Origin of the sequence: Spongiibacter nanhainus (assembly GCF_016132545.1) — a bacterium.
In the GTDB taxonomy this organism is placed as follows: domain Bacteria; phylum Pseudomonadota; class Gammaproteobacteria; order Pseudomonadales; family Spongiibacteraceae; genus Spongiibacter; species Spongiibacter nanhainus.
In genome coordinates, this window is record NZ_CP066167.1 from 2,795,453 (window position 1) to 2,813,767 (window position 18,315).

Annotated in this window: 15 protein-coding genes; 12 read left to right on the forward strand and 3 right to left on the reverse strand. The window is 55.7% G+C overall.

The annotated features are described in order from the left end of the window. The first annotated feature begins 23 nt into the window (after nt 1-23). The 3 genes from I6N98_RS12795 (at nt 24) to I6N98_RS12805 (ending at nt 2,562) form a co-directional block, all read left to right on the forward strand. Nucleotides 24-1,391, forward strand: coding sequence for an acyclic terpene utilization AtuA family protein (locus I6N98_RS12795; RefSeq protein WP_198568740.1), 1,368 nt, complete (start codon nt 24-26; stop codon nt 1,389-1,391). A gap of 2 nt (nt 1,392-1,393) precedes the next feature. Continuing rightward, entirely contained in the window at nt 1,394-1,726 is a 333-nt protein-coding gene (locus I6N98_RS12800) for an AtuA-related protein (protein WP_198568741.1), read from the forward strand. Nucleotides 1,727-1,977: 251 nt separating this feature from the next. Next, the gene (locus I6N98_RS12805; protein WP_198568742.1) at nt 1,978-2,562 is read left to right on the forward strand and encodes a TetR/AcrR family transcriptional regulator; all 585 of its coding nucleotides are present in this window, start codon (nt 1,978-1,980) and stop codon (nt 2,560-2,562) included. On the opposite strand, the gene I6N98_RS12810 is transcribed toward I6N98_RS12805, so the two are convergent. Both I6N98_RS12810 and I6N98_RS12815 read right to left on the reverse strand, forming a co-directional pair. After that, nucleotides 2,546-3,223 (reverse strand): TetR/AcrR family transcriptional regulator, encoded by a 678-nt coding sequence (locus I6N98_RS12810; RefSeq protein WP_198568743.1) that lies wholly within the window; start codon nt 3,221-3,223, stop codon nt 2,546-2,548. The genes I6N98_RS12805 and I6N98_RS12810 overlap by 17 nt on opposite strands. Before the next feature lie 207 nt (nt 3,224-3,430). Further along, on the reverse strand, nt 3,431-4,213 hold the full coding sequence (locus I6N98_RS12815; RefSeq protein ID WP_198568744.1) for a GntR family transcriptional regulator: 783 nt from the start codon (nt 4,211-4,213) through the stop codon (nt 3,431-3,433). A 269-nt stretch (nt 4,214-4,482) separates the two neighbouring features. On the opposite strand from I6N98_RS12815, the gene I6N98_RS12820 reads away from it, so the two are divergent. The 8 genes from I6N98_RS12820 to I6N98_RS12855 all read left to right on the forward strand — a co-directional run bounded on the left by I6N98_RS12820 (nt 4,483) and on the right by I6N98_RS12855 (nt 15,945). After that, nucleotides 4,483-5,841: an aromatic ring-hydroxylating oxygenase subunit alpha gene (locus tag I6N98_RS12820; protein ID WP_198568745.1), complete on the forward strand. Its 1,359-nt coding sequence runs from the start codon at nt 4,483-4,485 to the stop codon at nt 5,839-5,841. Nucleotides 5,842-5,871: 30 nt separating this feature from the next. Next, a complete protein-coding gene (locus I6N98_RS12825) occupies nt 5,872-7,653 on the forward strand; it encodes a thiamine pyrophosphate-binding protein (protein ID WP_198568746.1) in 1,782 nt (593 codons plus the stop codon). Between the two features lie 23 nt (nt 7,654-7,676). Further along, on the forward strand, nt 7,677-8,852 hold the full coding sequence (locus I6N98_RS12830; RefSeq protein ID WP_198568747.1) for a CaiB/BaiF CoA transferase family protein: 1,176 nt from the start codon (nt 7,677-7,679) through the stop codon (nt 8,850-8,852). Nucleotides 8,853-8,909: 57 nt separating this feature from the next. Beyond that, complete coding sequence (locus I6N98_RS12835; RefSeq protein WP_198568748.1) at nt 8,910-10,076, forward strand: acyl-CoA dehydrogenase family protein; 1,167 nt, start codon at nt 8,910-8,912, stop codon at nt 10,074-10,076. Nucleotides 10,077-10,323: 247 nt separating this feature from the next. After that, complete coding sequence (locus I6N98_RS12840) at nt 10,324-11,091, forward strand: enoyl-CoA hydratase/isomerase family protein (protein ID WP_198568749.1); 768 nt, start codon at nt 10,324-10,326, stop codon at nt 11,089-11,091. A 115-nt stretch (nt 11,092-11,206) separates the two neighbouring features. Then, the gene (locus I6N98_RS12845; RefSeq protein WP_232787334.1) at nt 11,207-13,660 is read left to right on the forward strand and encodes a TonB-dependent receptor; all 2,454 of its coding nucleotides are present in this window, start codon (nt 11,207-11,209) and stop codon (nt 13,658-13,660) included. Between the two features lie 33 nt (nt 13,661-13,693). Further along, nucleotides 13,694-15,076 (forward strand): aromatic ring-hydroxylating oxygenase subunit alpha, encoded by a 1,383-nt coding sequence (locus I6N98_RS12850; protein ID WP_198568751.1) that lies wholly within the window; start codon nt 13,694-13,696, stop codon nt 15,074-15,076. Nucleotides 15,077-15,114: 38 nt separating this feature from the next. Beyond that, a complete protein-coding gene (locus I6N98_RS12855; RefSeq protein ID WP_198568752.1) occupies nt 15,115-15,945 on the forward strand; it encodes a TauD/TfdA dioxygenase family protein in 831 nt (276 codons plus the stop codon). Nucleotides 15,946-16,016: 71 nt separating this feature from the next. Here the strand turns inward: I6N98_RS12855 and I6N98_RS12860 are convergent, their stop codons facing one another. Beyond that, entirely contained in the window at nt 16,017-16,466 is a 450-nt protein-coding gene (locus tag I6N98_RS12860; protein ID WP_198568753.1) for a PH domain-containing protein, read from the reverse strand. Nucleotides 16,467-16,792: 326 nt separating this feature from the next. On the opposite strand from I6N98_RS12860, the gene I6N98_RS12865 reads away from it, so the two are divergent. Further along, nucleotides 16,793-18,256, forward strand: a complete 1,464-nt coding sequence (locus I6N98_RS12865; protein ID WP_198568754.1) for a glycoside hydrolase family protein — start codon at nt 16,793-16,795, stop codon at nt 18,254-18,256. The last annotated feature ends 59 nt before the right edge of the window (nt 18,257-18,315 follow it).

Sequence of the window (18,315 nt, forward strand, 5' to 3'; positions counted from 1 at the left end):
CCACTGACAAATAGGTAGCGATTATGAGCGATAAAACAGTATTGATCGCCAACGGCCAGGGCTTCTGGGGCGACAGCCTCCTCGGCCCAAAACGCCTGGTGGAGGAAGGCCCCCTCGACTACTTGACCTTGGACTATCTGGCCGAGGTCACCATGAGCATTATGCAGAAGCAAAAACTGCGCAATCCGGAGGCCGGTTACGCCACCGATTTTGTCGCCATGCTCAAGGAGATTCTGCCTACCTGTAAAGAGAAAGGCATTAAAGTGATCGCCAACGCCGGCGGCGTTAACCCCAAGGGCTGCATGAAGGCCATTCAGGGTGTTATCAAGGAGCTGGGCCTCACTGGTTTAAAAATCGGCGTGGTGGAAGGCGACGATATCCTCGACCAACTTCCCGAGTTAATGAAGTCCGGCGAGCAATTTAAAAATCTGGATAACGGCGAAGCGGTGGAAACCATCCTCGACCGTATCTCCAGCGCCAATGTCTACATCGGTGCCAAGCCCATCGTCGAAGCCCTGGACCAGGGCGCCGATATTGTGGTCACCGGCCGCGCCACTGACCCGTCGCTGGTGGTCGCGCCCCTGATTCACGAATTCGGTTGGTCCTTCGACGACTACGACAAACTCGCTGCCGGCACAGTGATGGGCCATATACTCGAGTGCGGCGCCCAGTGCACCGGCGGTAACTACTGCGACTGGCGGGCAGTTCCCGATTTTGCCCGCATCGGCTACCCGGTGGTAGAGGCGAAAGCCGACGGCACCTTTACCGTCACCAAGCACGAAGGTACCGGCGGTCTGGTTAACGTCGATACTGTCACTTCTCAGTTGCTCTATGAACTGGGTGACCCCAAAGGTTATCTGGGTCCCGACTGCCAATCTGATTTCACTACTATCCACCTGGAACAGGACGGCGACAATCGGGTGAAAGTGTCCGGCATCAAGGGCAGCGCGCCAACGCCCACCTACAAAGTCTCCATGTCTTACGAGAACGGCTACAAAGTGCTGGGGCAGTTGACCTACACCGGCCCCGACGCTGTGGCCAAAGCCGAACTGGCGGCGCAGATTCTGTTTGACCGGGTCGCCCTCTACGGCGAGGCGATTCCTGAGAAAGACCGCTTTGTGGAAATCTTCGGAACCAACGTGTGCTACAAGGGCATCGTCAAGCAGAGCGAAGAACCTTCAGAAGTATTGCTCCGGGTGGGCGCCAAAAGCTACAACAAGAACCTGCTCAATTTATTGGGCCGGGAAGTCGCACCGCTGATTACCAGCGGCCCCGTTGGCGTGACCGGCTTTGCCGGTGGCCGCCCCCGCCCCACCGAGATCGTGGGCTACTGGCCGGCGCTGATCGACAAAACCAAAGTCTCTACCACTGTCACCGTTGAGGAGGTCTGATCATGGCTAAGGTAAAACTGATGGACATCGCCATTGCCCGCAGCGGCGACAAGGGCGATGGCTCCAACGTGGGCATCAAAGCCAACACCCCCGAGCTGTATGAGTTCCTGAAAAAAGAACTGACTACCGCCAAGGTGAAAGCGCATTTTAAAGAGATCTGCTTTGGCGACGTAACCCGCTATGAGCTGGATAACCTCAATGCGCTGAACTTTATCCTGGAAGATTCCCTGGGCGGTGGTGGCACCGAAACCCTGATCATGGACGCCCAGGGCAAAGTGCACAGCCTGGCGTTGTTGCATATGGAAATGGACGTCCCCGACGCGTTGCTGGCCTGATGCCGAAAGTGGTGGACAGATACAGCGCTGTCCACCCAGGCATTCACGTAGGTTGGGTTGATAAACCCAACAGCCGGAGCGGCGTAGAGCCCACATGTGTTGGGTTTTATTCTTCAACCCAACCTACAAAGTTGCGGCGGACAAATAAAACGATGTCCGTCCTACTCTTCACGGTCATCGGTATGGCCGAAGCGATATCATCGCATTTTCGCTATAATCGACCGCATTGATACCCAGAGTAAGCGAAGTTAATGGCGCAAAATAAAATTCTACGGCCTCACTACTCCACCACCACCGATGCCCGCGTGTTGCAAACTCGAGAAGCCTTGCGCACCGCGTTTCTCAAATTACTCGACGAAAAGTCTTTGGAAGAGATCACCATCCGACAGATCACCAATGTCGCTGGCATCGGCTATACCACCTTTTTCCGTCATCACCCCGGTAAAGAAGAGCTGCTGGAGGAAATCGCCTCAGAGGAAATTAGTCGCTTAATTGAACTGGCCATCGAAGCACTGGGCTCCAGTGATACCCACGGTGCGGCCACCGCAATGTGCAGCTATATCTGGGACCATCGTACGCTGTGGTCGACGCTGCTTACCGGCGGTGCGGCCAGCCGATTGCGGGAGGAATTTATACGCCTTGCCAGGGAAGTCGCCGCATCGTGGAATAGAGAGCCAAATTGGCTACCGGCAGAGGTCGGGGTCATTCTGGTGTCCAGCGGCACGATCGAATTGCTGGCATGGTGGCTGGGCCAGAAAAAACCCATCCCGGTGGAGCAAGTCGCGACTATTTATGAGCGGGTGCTAATCGATCCGGTGATTAAATCGAATCGCTAGTTTCTTCCCGGGTTTTGCGGATTTGTTCCAACGAGCGCTGTAAGTGAGGAAAATCGCTGCCCTCAAGCACGCCGTTTAACAGTAGCCGCACGACTTCGTGGCGCATACGATCCGCCATTTCCCGGCGCTGACGCTTGGTATTGGCATGGGCATCCACCCACAGCGGCCACACAAAATACCCCGCCAACATCATCACCGACAATGCTTCCACATCAATGCCGGGCTTGGCTGATGTGGACTCAGACAGCTCTTGGGTCGATTCTTTAAACTGGCGAAAAAACTGGTCATCGCTGGGGTTTTCCGAGGAAAGCACCTCGAACAACCAAATCCGGCACAATACCGGGTTTTCCACCGCGAAATTCACCAGACGGCTGACCACCTCATCAACGGGTCGCTCATCGCTCCCCGACCAATGTCCATCCTCGTCCAATTCAATGTCACCAAATATGCAGGACGACATATACTGCCCGACAGACTCCACCGACGCTTTGACCAGCTCGTCCCGGGTTTCAAAATGCTGATAGGCTGTACCGCGATTGATACCGGCGAGGTTTGCTACTTTGGATAAACTCAGTGCGTCTGGTCCGGAGGTCGCCAGGACCTGTCTGGCCGCTTCTAGAATGGCTTCTCTGGTTGCAGCTTTGTTTCTTACCCGCGCCACGATACCTCCATACCCTACTCCCTGTTCTTATCTACTTATTGTTTCTTTGTTTTTCTTCGTCATTGTGTTGTTCACTAGCCAGCGGCAGCCAAATCAAACAGATGATCATCATTGTTGATCTATAATCAATAGATGTCAATTGAGTATACGCCGCACTAACGCCCCTGCCATTACCAACACCAGGAGCAAGCAGCACCGGAGGCAGGGTTACGCTCTGACCCGTCGCATGGTCATGGCGTGTTTGAAACGGGAGGCGGGATGGGTATTCACCGTGACCTGTATCACCCTGCCATTTGCAGCTTTATAGGCCCGGCGGACTTCAAGCGCTGCACTGCCAGGCTCCGCCTGCAGGGCCTGGGCCAAGTCGTCGTTCAATAGCACGGCGGATACTTGTTGAGAGACCTCCACTACCCGCAGGCCGTAAAGACTTTCCAATAGGGGGAAAACAGGGCCGTGGTGCTTGGGCAGTATCCGGCCTACCGAGGCGTAGTCGCGGTGAATATAGTAATCGGTTCGGCACTGGGGCTCGCCGGTTGCCCGATCCAGTCGCAGACCGGAAACCCTCAACCACTGCTCACCCTGCCCCAAGCCGGTTTGCGCCGCCAAGTCGCTGCCCAATGTCTGCATCCCGACATCATCGATGTTGAACTCCACATCGGCGGCAAAGGCCAGCAGGTCGTTAATCGACATCACTTGGTGAATATCGGATTCGGTGTCCAGTGGTTGCGCGACGGTGGTCCCCGCCCCTTGCTTTGATGTCACCAGCCCGTCGCTGCGCAGCACCCGCAACGCTTCCCTGACGGTATGGCGGCTCACTCCGTACTGCTTGCCGAGATCGCCTTCGGTGGGTAAGCGTGCCCCAACAGGGAAGATGCCTTGAAGAATCGCTCGCTTCAGTTGCTTGGCCAGTTGCAGGTACAGCGGGCTTTCGTCGCCCTCTTCCCGCCCAAGGGGAGCCTTAAGGTCGTTTTTCTGTGCTTGCGTAACCACTCAACTCTCCACATCCCGTTTTTCCGCCGGCTTGCCCCCGGGAGGATGGCAACCATACTCTAACCACCCACCTATTTGTACGGACATATTTGCATATAAGCAGATTAAAAGCGATAAATCCGTACTAAAATAGCATTGCGGCTATTTTTATGTACGGACATATTGAAAATCACCAGCAAAACTGCGATGCTATTTTTAATCAACATCGATGTTTATTATAGATTAACAACAGACGCACCCCCACCCCCAAATCAACGATGGAGAGCGGCGTGAACAACGATAATAGCGACCAAGCAGACATCCTCACCCAGCCGGCACGCATTCCCGTGGAAGCCTACCTCAGTGAAGACTACGCCCGCGCCGAGCAGAATAAGCTGTGGCGGCAGGTCTGGCTGCAGGCGGGAAGGGTGGAAGAAATCCCCGACAACGGCGACTACATCACCTTTGATATCAAAAGCGACTCGGTGGTCATTCTCCGGGATGGCGAACAGATACGCGCCTTCCACAACGTCTGCCCCCACCGTGGCCGCAAATTGGTGGACACTCCTGCCGGAGCCCGCAACGCCCAGGGTAGGCGCGACGGATTCAAATGCGGCTTTCACGGCTGGCGTTTTAACCTTGAGGGGGAAAACACCTTCATCCCCCACGTCGAAGACTGGCAGGGCGCACTGGACAACACCTGCACCAGCATGAAGGCGGTCAATCTCGACACCTGGGGCGGCTGGATCTGGATCAACCTCAACCCCGATTGCGAGCCGCTGCGGGAGTTTCTCGGTGTGATTCCCGAAATGCTGGAACCCTACGAACTGCACAATATGCGTTACCGCTGGCGCAAATGGGGCGTATTCAACTGCAACTGGAAGGTCGCCATGGAGGCCTTCAACGAGACCTACCACGTGCAGACCACCCACCCCGAGTTTAACCAGTATGGCCAGTTCCGGGGCTGGGCCAAGGCCCATGGTCTGCACAGCAATATCGGTTACGAACGCCCCAAAGATATGGACGCTAACCAGTCCGGCAAGCTGCGTATCGGCACCGAAAAGGACCCCCGGGTCGCCACCGCTGAAATGCAACGCTATACCTGGGAAAACGCCAATACCAACACCACCCAAACCCTGGTGGACGCGGCCCAACGATTGGCCAGCGAACTGCCAGAGGGCACACCGCCCACCGAAGTACTGCAACACTGGCTCAAAACGGCGCGAGAAGTCGACGAGGCCCGGGGCGTTATCTGGCCTACTGTAGACCCGGAGCACGCCAGCGAAGCCGGCACGGCCTGGCAAGTCTTTCCCAATTTCCAAATCGGTCACGCTGTTAACAATATGCTCTGCTACAGCGCTCGCCCCTACGGCGACGACCCCGATAAATGTATTTTTGAGGCGGCAGTCTACGAGCTTTTCCCCAAAGGCGCCGAGCCCAAAACCCAGTGGGAGTTTTGTCCACCGACAGAGGAAGCCTGGTGCTATGTGCTGTCTCAGGACTTCTCCAATATGGAAGCGGTACAACAGGGCATGAAATCCCCCGGTTTTCTCGGCCCCCAACCCAACCCTTATATGGAGCGCGCCACCGTGAATCTGCATCGCAATTTAGCGCGCTATATGGGCACTGGCGAGCCGGAAAAAATCTAATCATAACGATCCACAATAAAGGCATAGACAATGTATTCAGACGACACCTCTGCAGCGGCCGAATCCAGCGCCAGCAAAAACGGCAGCACTACACCGGTATACGAGCGCATTCTCGAACTGTTTGAGCAAGAAGGGGTAAAGGCCATCTTCGGCATTCCCGACCCCAACTTTGTGCACATGTTTGTAGCGGCGGAAAAACGCGGCTGGAAGGTGGTTACCCCCCACCACGAACTGGCCGCCGGGATGATGGCGGAAGCCTACGCCCGCATGAACGGCACTCCAGCGCTGTGTATTTCTACCTTGGGTCCCGGTATCTCGCTGACCTCTGGCTCAATGATGAACTCGCTGGTAGAAAATTCGCCAGTCATCTACCTGGGTGGGCAGCGGGCGCGGATCACTGAGCGCCGGGTGCGCCGAGGACGCATCCAATTTATCCAGCAGGAAGATTTGTTTAAAAATTCGGTGAAGTGGAGCGCCAGCATCGAGTATGCCGACCAGACCGATGAGATCATCCGCCATGCATTACGGGTATGTCAGTCCGGCACTCCCGGCCCGGTCTACATTGAGTATCCCGGCCACGTCATTCTGGAAGAGCTGGACGTGCCCCCCGCTCTGCCGCCCCGGGACTACCGCTTAGTCGAGCCGGGCGCCGACGCCGACATGGTGGCCAGGGCCGCCGAGCTAATTAAAAATGCCGACTGCCCGATCCTGCTAGTGGGCCACGCCGTCCAGTGCACCCGGGCCGGTGCCAAGGTCAAAGAGCTGGCCCAACTGATGGGCTGCCCGGTACTGCAAACTTCGGGCGGCACCGCCTTTATTGAGGGCATTGAGGAGCGCACCTTCCCCTATCTGTTTGCCGAAGTGGCCGACGAGATTGTCGCCAAATCTGATGTGGTGGTTGCCATCGGCACCGAGATCGGCGAGCCGGTGCACTACGGGCGCGGCTATCTGTGGGCGGAAGGCAACACCGACCGCAAGTGGGTGAATATCGAGCTGGACCCTGAAGCCATCGGCCAGAACCGCCCCATTGATGTACCGTTAGTGGGGGACCTGCGCACCGTGGTACCGCAACTCTCCGCGGCCCTGAAAGACAGCCCGCGCAGCGAACACCCCGACCTGCAACGCTGGATCAAAGAAGACAAGGATCGCCTGGAATCTCTGGCCAACGAAGACTTCTCCACCGACAGTGGTCGAGTGCACACCGGGCAGTGGGTGATAGAAACCACCAAGGCCATGCCAGAGAATGCCATTCATGTGCGGGACGGTGGCTGTACTGTCATCTTTACCTGGACCTACCTACAGAGCAAACCCCGTGACGTCATCTGGAACCAAAATTTTGGCTGTCTGGGCACCGGCTTGCCCTATGCCGTTGGCGCCTCTATCGCCGACGGCGGTCAGCGCCCGGTACTGTTTACCACCAGCGACTCTTCGTTCCTCTACCACATTGGCGAACTGGAAGTGGTGCAACGCTTCAATCTGCCTATGGTCATTGTGGTGGCGGTAGATAATGCCTGGGGCCTGGAAGTTGGCGTCTATAAGCGCACCTTCGGTCACGGCAACACCAACGAGCCCGGCGTCCATTGGAGCAAAAATGTGCGCTTCGACAAGATGGCCGAGGCCTTGGGTTGCGAGGGCATGTACGTAGAAAAAGGTGAGGATATCGGCAAGGCTGTAAGCGAGGCCTTTGCCAGCGGCAAGCCCACGGTCATTCATGTCCCCATCGACCCGGTCATCAACCACGGCGGTAATGAAAACCTCAATACCCCCAACTACGATCGCTTCCGGACCTGGTACGCCGAAGGGCAACAATAATCGGAGCCGGAGAGAACGAGTCAATGAATAATAAAGGTCCCTTAAAGGGCATCCGCGTTGTCGACCTGACCTCCATGGTCATGGGCCCCTACTCCACCCAAATCATGGCGGATATGGGTGCCGAGGTCATCAAAGTGGAGCCGCCAACTGGTGACAATACCCGCTTTGTGTCCAAGGGGCCGGTGCCGGGCATGAGCGGTGTGTACGTCAATGTTAATCGTGGTAAACGCAGTATCGTGCTGGACCTGCGCAGTGATGAGGGCAAACAAGCACTGGAAAAGCTGATCGCCACCGCCGACGTGTTTATCCACTCCATGCGGGGCAAGGCCATCAATAAGTTGGGCTTTAGTTACGATGCGGTTTCCGCCATTAAACCCGATATTATCTACACCAATTGCTACGGCTACAGCCGCCGCGGCCCCAACGCCGATCAGCCAGCCTACGACGACACCATCCAGGCCGACTGCGGCCTACCCCATGTACAGCAATTGCTCACCGGCAAAGCCAACTTTGTCGGCACCATTATGGCGGACAAAGTCGCGGGCATGACCGCCCTTTATGCCACGGTGATGGCACTGTTCCACCGCGAGCGCACAGGCGAAGGCCAGGAAGTGGAGGTGGGAATGTTCGAAACCATGGCGTCCTTTATGTTGGTGGAGCACGCCAATGGCGCCTTGTTTGACCCACCCCTGGGACCGGCCAACTACCACCGTGCCGTCGCCCCCAATCGGGCGCCCTACCAAACCAAGGATGGCCATATCGCCGCGTTGGTTTACAACGACAAGCACTGGGCCGCCTTTATGGACGCGGTACAACCCGAGTGGCAAAGCGAGGAGTTCGACACCCTCGAGCAGCGCGCCAATCGCATCAATGAGGTCTACGGTTTATTGGCCGAAACCTTTAAAACCCGCACTACCGCCGAGTGGCTGGAGTTATTAAAGGAGCTGCATATCCCTGCCGCGCCACTGCGCACTCCCGATGAACTGTTTGACAACGAACACCTCAACGCCATCGACTTTTTCGAAACCGTGGACGCGCCTTACGGCACAGTGCGCTTTCCCGGTGTGCCGACGTGGTTCTCCAAAAGCCCCGGCAAAGTGGCAGGCCCGACCCAGGCTCTAGGAGAAGACACAGACGCGGTATTGGCTGAGCTGGGACTGGACACCCCGGTCGTAAAAACCGGCAGCGACACTATTTAATCCAATACTACCTAGTCGAATATGGCGCCAATCAGATAAATAACGAGGAGAGGTAGCGTGGATTTCTCGCTTACCGAAGATCAGCAAAACATCCGTGACGCGGTGCTCAAGCATTGCTCGCAATTTTCCGACGACTACTGGCTGGAACAGGACCGCAAGGGCGAGTTCCCCTTTGAGTTCCATAAATCCATGGCCGAAGCCGGCTGGCTGGGCATTGCCATGCCCGAGTCGGTGGGTGGCGCCGGGCTGGGCATTACAGAGGCCGCCATTATGATGCAGGCGGTAGCGGAAGCGGGCGGTGGCATGACCGCCGCCTCCAGCATTCACGGCCCGGTCTTCAGCCTTGAGCCCATCGAGCAATTTGGCACTGCCGAGCAACAGCAGCGAATGATCCCACCCATTCTCTCCGGCCAGCAAAAAATGTGTTTTGCGGTAACCGAGCCCAATGTCGGTCTAGATACCACCAAGCTAAAAACCCGCGCCGAGCGCTGCCAGGGCGGCTACAAGGTGACCGGTGAAAAAATCTGGATCACCAATGCCCATGTCGCCGACAAAATGATGCTGTTGGCGCGCACTACGCCATTGGAAGACGTTAAGCGCAAAACACAAGGATTGTCGCTGTTCTTCACCGATATTGATCGCGACAAAATTGAAACCCAGTTAATACCTAAAATGGGCCGTCATGCGGTGGGCTCAAACATGGTGTTTGTGGACGACTTTTTCGTCCCTGAAGAAGACCGTATTGGCGAAGAAGGCGACGGCTTCAAAATAATTCTCCAGGGCCTCAACCCGGAACGCGTACTTTTGGGCGCAGAAGCCATCGGACTCGGCCGGGCCGCTATCCAACGAGCGGCACAGTACGCCAGAGAGCGGGTGGTTTTCGACCGCCCTATCGGCATGAACCAGGGTATTCAACACCCCCTGGCCAAATGCTGGGCCCAGGTGGAAGCTGCCAATTTGATGGTAATGAAGGCGGCTAATTTGTTTGATAAAGGCGCGGAGTGCGGCGTTGAGGCCAACACCGGCAAATACCTGGCTGCCGAGGCCGGGTTTGAGGCCTGCCACACCGCCATGTTGACACTGGGAGGCATGGGCTACGCCCAGGAGTACCACGTGGAGCGCTATTTACGAGAGGTGCTGATCCCCCGCACCGCGCCGGTCAGCCCCCATATGATTCTTAACTTTATCGCCGAGCGGGTATTGGAGTTACCCAAATCCTACTAAAACTTATATCCGCGGTGGAGTTTGCCGGGATACAGACACCCGGGTAAAAATTGCATCAGGCAGTTGCTAATCAACACCGATGTCTATTAATATACTCTAAGGTATTACACTTTTCTGCGTCTGGTCTTATTTAACTATAGCTGGATGCCGAAGAGCACTGCGACAAGTCAACAATAATGATTCAGAGGCCGGCAGTCGTCTCACCATAGATAGGGTAGACGAGTGGCGCCCCTGCCGAGTAAGGCTTATGAAAGACGCGGTAAAGTTTGACACCACCGATGACGGCATCGCCATCATCACCATAGACCGCCCGGAAACCCGCAATGCGCTCTCCGCCGAAGTGCGGGCGGGTTTGTTTGCCGCCTGGGAACGCTTCGAAAACGACGATGCCCTGAGGGTCGCGATTCTTACTGGCGCGGGTGAGAAAGCGTTCTGCGCTGGCGGCGACCTCAAAGAGATGGTCGATAAAGGCTTGAAGGTCCCTCCCCGGGACATGTTTCCCGTTCCCTACGACAACATCGAGCTCTCCAAACCCACCATCGCGGCGGTGAACGGCGTCGCCTTTGCCGGTGGCTGGATGATCGCCCAAGCCTGCGACCTGTGCGTGGCCTCAGTGGAAGCGCGCTTTGCCGTCACCGAGGTCAAAGTCGGTCGGTCGTCGCCCTGGGCGTCGCCGCTGATCCATATGATTCCGCAGCGCATCATGATGGAAATTCTGTTGACCGGTAAGCCCATCAGCGCCCAACGGGCCTATGAAATCGGGCTGGTCAACCGCCTAACACAACCGGAGGAACTTATTGACACCGCCCTGCAGCTGGCCAGAGACATCCTCGACGGTGCTCCGCTGTCGGTGAAAGCGGCGCGGGAGACCGTGATGCTGTCCACAGAGATGGGCCGCTCGGCGGCACTACAAGCTGCCCGACATTCCTCGGAACACTGTTACAACAGCCACGACGCCCAGGAAGGGCCGCGGGCATTCGCAGAAAAACGCAAGCCAGATTGGCAATCAAAGTAATAACAACTGAAGGGATTAGAAATCTCTCAAATTAACAATAAAGGGATAAAGGTATAACAGTATGCGCTATGGAAACGGTCCACTTAAACTAGGCACACTCGCTCTTGGGGTGTTATTGGCATCAAATCTGACAGCGGCACAGCAGACCCAAACTGAGGGCAGCGAACCGCGCCGCGCCACGGTACTCGAGGAAGTGACCGTGACCGCCCAGCGGAAGCAGGAAAACGCTCAAGACGTCGCCATCTCAATGACGGTGTTTTCCCAAGAGCAAATCGCTAACGCCAACATGGCAAACTCCAACGACATCGCTACCTACACCCCGTCGATGACCACCAACACCCGCTTCGGGCCGGAGAATGCCACCTTTTCTATTCGCGGTTTTACTCGCTCACTGCGCACCACGGCCTCGGTTGGCGTCTATCTGGCAGAAGTAATCGCTCCCCGTGGACAAACCTCACAGACCTCTGGTGATGGCGCCGGTCCCGGCACGCTGTTCGACCTGGCCAATGTACAGGTACTCAAAGGCCCCCAAGGCACACTGTTCGGCCGCAACACCACCGGTGGTTCAATCCTGCTAACGCCGCAGCAGCCCACCCAGGAATTTGAGGGCTATCTGGAGGCCTCGGCGGGCAACTATTCCTCCCAGCGATTGCAAGGTGTCATCAATCTGCCGATTACCGACAATCTGGCAATACGTGCCGGGATCGATGCCAATGAACGCAACGGCCATTTGAACAATATCGCCAAAGTCGGTGGCGATGAGCTGGGTAACGTTAACTATGTTGCGGGCCGCTTTAGCGTACTGTGGGACATTACCGACAACGTCTCCAACTACACGCTGATCACCGCTTCGGATTCCGACACCAACGGCTACACCTCCCGTTTGTTTGCCTGTAATAACCAACCCTCGGAGTTTTTTACCGTCGCCATTGGCCTATTTACCAACGCCGGTTGTAACCAGCAGCTGGAGAACCAAGCCGCCAATGGTCAGGACGGGTACTACGATATTGTCAGTACTGTCCCCGACGCCATTTCGGTTATCGAAGAGAAACGATTTATCAATACCACCACCTGGCAAGTCAACGAAAACCTGACCTTCAAGAATATTTTTGCCTACGCTCATCTGCTCACCGAAAACGGGTCCGATGTATTCGGCACAGACTTTCCCGAAATCACCTACAATTTGCTGGGCCCGGTCGTCGACCTGCTGCCCCTGGATCTGATCACCGATGCCATTGCCGACCCCGACCGTGAGTTTGGTGTTGGCCTGTCGATCGCCCACCCCGACTACCCTGTCACCGACCAGTCCACCTGGGTTGAAGAGATACAACTGCAAGGCGTGAGCTTTGACAGTCGCCTGGAGTGGCAGGCCGGTCTCTACTACGAAGAAAGTCTGCCGGAGGGCCCGTCAGGTAACATTTCGGCGGGAACGATTTCCTGTGATTTTGAAACCTTGACCGGTGATCCATCCCAGTACAATTGCTTTGACATCAGTGCGGGCCAGCTGGGTAGCGTGCTACTGAATGACTTCCGCACCGAGTACAAAAACCAAGCCATTTACGCCCAAGGCTCCTACGATTTTTCCGAGAGTATTACCCTGACTGCGGGTCTGCGCTATACCCGCGACGAAACCCAGGCTCGCGGTAAAAAAATTCGTTATGCCTACGTCGGCACAATCCAACAGGCACCTACTGTTCAAATCTCCAAGCCCCGCCAGGTCAGTGAGGCCCCAACGGGTGTACTAGAGGTGCAGTACCGCCCTATTCCCGACGCCGTCATGCTCTACGCCAAGTACTCACGCGGCTACCGCCAAGGCAGTGTTAACCCCGCGGCGGACCCCGGCGTGGATGTGTTTGACCAGGAAGAGGTGGACACCTACGAAGTCGGCGCAAAAACCCAGTTTGGCGGCCCCATTCCCGGACGCTTTAACATCGCCGTATTCGATAATGACTTTACTGATATGCAGTTACAGACCGGCTATATCTCCTCTGGCGCTGCTCAGACGGTTGCTATCTTCAACGCCGGTAGCTCAAAAATCACTGGTGTGGAGGCAGATCTTAGCTTGCAGCTGACCAGCAGTTTGCTAGCGAACATCTCCTACTCCTACCTCGATACCGAGCTATTGGAGCAAGACGAAAACTCGCAAAAGATCCAGGACGCCGCAGGCGGTATCGCCGGCTTTAGCGCCACCCCCATCGCCGATGTTGGGGATGAGCTACCCTTTGCGCCAGATCAATCGGTTGTTGCCTCTCTGCTCTATCAGATTCCAGTTCCGGCAAAGTACGGCTTGGTGGATTTCTCAACCACCTATGTCTACACCGGTCAGCAACGAGCGGGCGCTTCCAGCGGTTCTCCGTTCTCCATGCTGGATGCGTTTGAACTTTGGAACTTCAATTTAAGCTGGGCCGGCGTTATGGGAACAAATCTGGACTTTTCAGCCTTTCTGACCAACGCCTTCGACGAGGAGTACGAGACTTATGTGTCGGCGACCTTCAACGTGCTGGGCTTTGATTCCCGCATGAGCGGCATGCCCAAAATGTACGGTGCCCGCCTGCGCTGGAATTTCTAGTAACGCATTGATGACTTTCTCAGGAGCCGATAGATGATCGACCACAAGCAAGATACATGGCCCGATAGCTGGAAGCTGCTGGAGCACGGCATTCGCACTGGACGCTATACCGACCCGGAATTCTGCAAACTGGAGCACGAGAAACTGTGGCTGAACGTATGGCAAATGGCGACCCGGGTCGACGCGGTCGCCGAGCCGGGCGACTATGCCGTCTACGATATCGGCCATCAGTCGGTCATTGTCGTTCGCAATGAGCACGGTGAGATCAAGGCCTTTAACAATGCCTGCCCCCACCGCGGCACGGCATTGGCCGAAGGCAATGGTCAGTTCGAGAAGTGCCGCATCATCTGCCCGTTTCACGGTTGGCGCTGGGATGTCGACGGCAACAACCAATACGTACTGGAAGAGCAGCAGTTCCGCGATGGCAAGCTCACCAAAGACGATGTAGCGCTGCGGGAAGTCGCCGTGGAAGTTTACGCCGGCTTTGTGTTCGTGAATTTCAGTAAAGACCCGGCGCCTTTTGCCGACTTTATCTCCCCTTTCGCCGACCTGCTAGACGACTTGGCCACAGGGGAAATGCGCCACTACTGGTGGAAATCCGTCGAGGTGCCGGCCAACTGGAAAGTCGCCGTAGAGGCTTTCCTGGAGGGCTACCATGTCCCGGCAACCCACCCACAGCTAGAGACCACTTCTGCCGACTTCATCTATGGTGACGACGTCTCGGGTCAGCCGCCGCAATATAGCCACCTGGACCATATCTACGAGACCTTCGAGCACGGCCACGGCCGTTTCCTGGGCGGCGAAAAAACCCCCATGGCCGGCCATACCCGCTATGAGGGCGATCCGGTAGACCTGATGGCGGATCGACTCAACCTGTTGGTTGAAGGGATGGATGCCATGGTACTCGCCGAGGACGTCGCCCTGGTCCGATCACTTAAAGGCAAAGAGATTCCCGAGGGCTCGACCCTGGGCGCCGAATACGTCAAATTGCTCTACGCCACCGCCGCCGAGCAGGGGCGCCCCATGCCCAAACCCGAAAAGCACGTATTGAATATGTGGGGCGGCGAGCTGTTTATTTTCCCCAACCTGCTGGTATTGCCCCAGGCCGGAAACACGATGATTTACCGGGTACGCCCCAATGGCTTCAATCCCGACTCCTGTATCTTTGAAATTCTTTCCACCAAGACCTATCCCAAGGATCAGCAGCCACCGCGCACCGAAATTCAAGAAATGACCGACGTGGATGACCCCGAGCAATTCCGTCAGATCCCCAGGCAGGACTTTTCCAATATCCCCCGCATTCAAAAAGGCCTTCACACCCAAGGCTGTAAGCAGGTGTGGATGGCGGATTATTACGAAAAAATCATCATGAATATGCATCAGGAACTGGACCGCTACCTAAGCGATCAAAAATAGAACTACACCCTCTACAGGTATTACACAGGACAAGGGCTATGAGTGAATTACATCAAAGACTGAACGCTGAAGATATCAACGAATACATCGGCGCCAATGTCCGCCTAGGCAAAGACGATTTGCTCAGCGGCAAATTTGCCAACGACATTCGCGAACTATTAGAACAACGCGGTGTACTGGTATTTCCCAAAATTGATCTCAGTGAAGACGAGCAAATTGCCTTCACAAAAACTCTGGGTGAACTAGCGCCTGAAATGGCGGGCGAGCTGGTTTACAAAGTCACCCTGGACACCAGCGCCAACGCCAAGGCCGACTATCTCAAGGGCTCCTGGTACTGGCACCTGGACGGCACGATGAACAAAGTGCCCATCCTGGCGTCGATTCTCACCGGTAAAGTCCTCTCTCCCGAGGGGGGCAACACCGAGTTCTGTAACACCTACGCCGCCTACGACCTGTTGTCCGACGAGGATAAAAAGGCCTTTGAGAAACTGCGGGTAGAGCACTCCGCCTGGAACTCCCTGCTTTACTACGACCCCGAGCCCAGCCATCAAAAAATCAAAGAGATGATGAGCATTGGCGAAAACGAACTGCCGCTGGTATGGAATCACCAATCCGGTCGCAAATCCCTGGTTATTGGCTGCACCGCCAACCACGTGCTGGGCATGTCATCCCGGGAAAGCACCGAGCTGCTGGTCCGCCTACGGGAATGGGCCACCCAGGACAAACTCACCTACAGCCACAAGTGGTCAGTGGGCGACATGGTGATGTGGGACAACACCGGCACCATGCACCGCGCCACCCCCTATGATCCCGCCTCCGGTCGGATGATGATCCGCACTAAATTGCAGGGTGAAGAACCGTTTGAATAAGGGCTCACTCAAATCATCCTACGACTGCTCCGCCCATGGAAGGGCCGGAGCAATGACGTCGCACAATGTAATTAAACGCAATCAATAGCCTTTAAAAAGCCCTCCACATCCCTAGGTGACACCAGCAAGCGCCGGTTGTTGCCATAGGTGACTTCCAGACGATTCAATGACAATGCCGGAGAAGAAAGCCAGGATCGCGATGCGCGGACTGAGCGGATTTCGGCGAGCTTAATCTTCCAACAAAGCAAGCCAGCCCTAACCACCAGCAGGTTGCCTTTGACTTCATAGAAAGTCGAGAACAACAGCCAAACAGGTAATGCGGCAACTAGCGCCAAGAACAATCCGGCAAGTGGCGACAATTCACCGGAAGCGACAGAGGGTAATAGCGCCCCAAAAATGGCCAGTAAAGACGCAGCGATGGTTAGGTAGTACCAAGGGTCGACGGCAGACTTAAATTTCATTGGGTCGTCCATTCTTTTTCCAGGGGCCATCACTTTCCTCCCATTCTTGGCTTCGGTCATACGCCCACTATGGGGTGAATCCGGCATGTGGCTGTGCCGCAATAACACCTCTGAATTTCAGGTTCACTTAAGCTTGACCAGTAAAACTGACTTTGCTTGAGCCGAACCTCAGTGGCTATAGTGCATAGCGATAATAAAACTACAGCAGTGCACTAAGCGTTGGTATGACGGTTCCCACCACGGACTAGACAATAACAAAGGCCTCAGCTGTGAAATCACGCGCTTTTCTCAAAACTGGTGCTGCTGCACTCGCTTTATTGATACAGAATTCAGCGTCCGCTATGTCCACTCCTCCGCAGGAACAACAGGGTCATACTCAGCTTGATGTGACGAACATACCACTGGTGCGAACCGTGGACGAGCGCTATCAGTCATTCCAAATTGGCATGTCACACCTAACCGGTGGCGAAACTTGGCGTACTTATGACGACAGCAAAGGCGAGGGCGAAGTAGGACAAGCGGAGCAGTTTGAGGCGGTCCGCGAAGCCCGATCACCTGCCAACCTGGCTCATCCGCGATTGCGAACATTGGCAGGCGCACTAGGGCCTTTTTACGTCCGCTTTGGAGGAACAACAACAAATGCGGTCTACTTTCAAAACAATGACGAGCCCAGGCTGGAAACACCCCCAAAGGGATTTCTGACCGTGTTAACACGAAAGTCGTGGAAAGGCGCACTGGAGTTTGCCGAGGCAGTAGACGCCAAAATCGTTACTGGCTTTACCGTCAGTGACGGTGTGCGTGACGAAGACGGCACCTGGACACCCAGACACGCGGCTCCCTGGCTAAACTACACTCACTCCGAGGGCGGCGCCATCTATGCGGCAGAACTATTCAATGAGCCCAATGCTCCAGAACCAGGCCGGATGCCAGAGGGGGAAAGCGCCAAACACTATGCCAGAGATTTCGCTATTTTCAGTCAATTTATGGCGAAACATGCCCCTGATGTGAAGCTGGCGGGACCCGGTGTGGCAACATTGGGAGTGCCAGTAAAAGTGCCTTCATTGGAGCACACCTCCCCAGAACAGTACATGACGGCAAACCCTCGCCCAAATTTCGATATTGTGTCATACCACTTCTATGGCGCAATTGCAGAACGATGCGCGCCCCCGGATTCCCCTGCCGGTGTTAGTGCCGACCAGGCTCTCACTGAGTCGTGGCTGGCGCGACCAGACCAGAAATTTCAAGAGCATAAATCACTTAGAGACACCTACGCTGCCAATGCCCCGATTTGGCTGACTGAAACAGGGGCCGCTGCATGCGGAGGGACACGCTGGCAACCAACCTTCCTGGATAGCTTTCGTTATCTGGATACCCTTGCTCGCCTGGCCAAACAGGGACTGGACGCCATCATCACCCACGCACTGATCAGCGGTAGCAATGGCATCATCGACGAAAAGACCTTCCAACCCAATGCCAGTTACTGGGCTGCTCTACTGTGGCGCCGGCTAATGGGTACCCGCATCTTGGATGCGGGGTCAGGCAGTGATGGCCTACATATTTATGCACACTGTCAGCGGAACAATACTGGTGGCGTCACTGTGCTGGCAATTAATCTGCAAAAGACCGAGGCCAAGCTGTCGCTGTCTGGGTATCCACATCACTATGCGCTTACCGCCAGGGAATTGAACAGCAAAACTGTGATGCTCAATAATCGTGCGCTGCTGCTGGATCAACACGATTCACTCCCTGCCATAAATGGCGTGGAGCGAAAGACAAAGCAGGTGAGCCTCTCTCCCAGCAGCATTAACTTCCTGGTTATTCCAGAAGCAGCGAACCCCGCCTGCCAATAGAAATCGGCAGCTTGCGCCACTACTGTTCGCGTCAACCCGATGCATCTTAATCGGCACCA

What these genes read in the sequence shown, in the direction of transcription:
- I6N98_RS12795 (WP_198568740.1), top strand. Translation starts at nt 24, where the DNA reads ATGAGCGATAAAACAGTATTGATCGCCAACGGCCAGGGCTTCTGGGGC.
- I6N98_RS12855 (WP_198568752.1), top strand. Translation starts at nt 15,115, where the DNA reads ATGAGTGAATTACATCAAAGACTGAACGCTGAAGATATCAACGAATAC.
- I6N98_RS12860 (WP_198568753.1), bottom strand. Translation starts at nt 16,466, where the DNA reads ATGACCGAAGCCAAGAATGGGAGGAAAGTGATGGCCCCTGGAAAAAGA.
- I6N98_RS12805 (WP_198568742.1), top strand. Translation starts at nt 1,978, where the DNA reads ATGGCGCAAAATAAAATTCTACGGCCTCACTACTCCACCACCACCGAT.
- I6N98_RS12800 (WP_198568741.1), top strand. Translation starts at nt 1,394, where the DNA reads ATGGCTAAGGTAAAACTGATGGACATCGCCATTGCCCGCAGCGGCGAC.
- I6N98_RS12850 (WP_198568751.1), top strand. Translation starts at nt 13,694, where the DNA reads ATGATCGACCACAAGCAAGATACATGGCCCGATAGCTGGAAGCTGCTG.
- I6N98_RS12840 (WP_198568749.1), top strand. Translation starts at nt 10,324, where the DNA reads ATGAAAGACGCGGTAAAGTTTGACACCACCGATGACGGCATCGCCATC.
- I6N98_RS12825 (WP_198568746.1), top strand. Translation starts at nt 5,872, where the DNA reads ATGTATTCAGACGACACCTCTGCAGCGGCCGAATCCAGCGCCAGCAAA.
- I6N98_RS12830 (WP_198568747.1), top strand. Translation starts at nt 7,677, where the DNA reads ATGAATAATAAAGGTCCCTTAAAGGGCATCCGCGTTGTCGACCTGACC.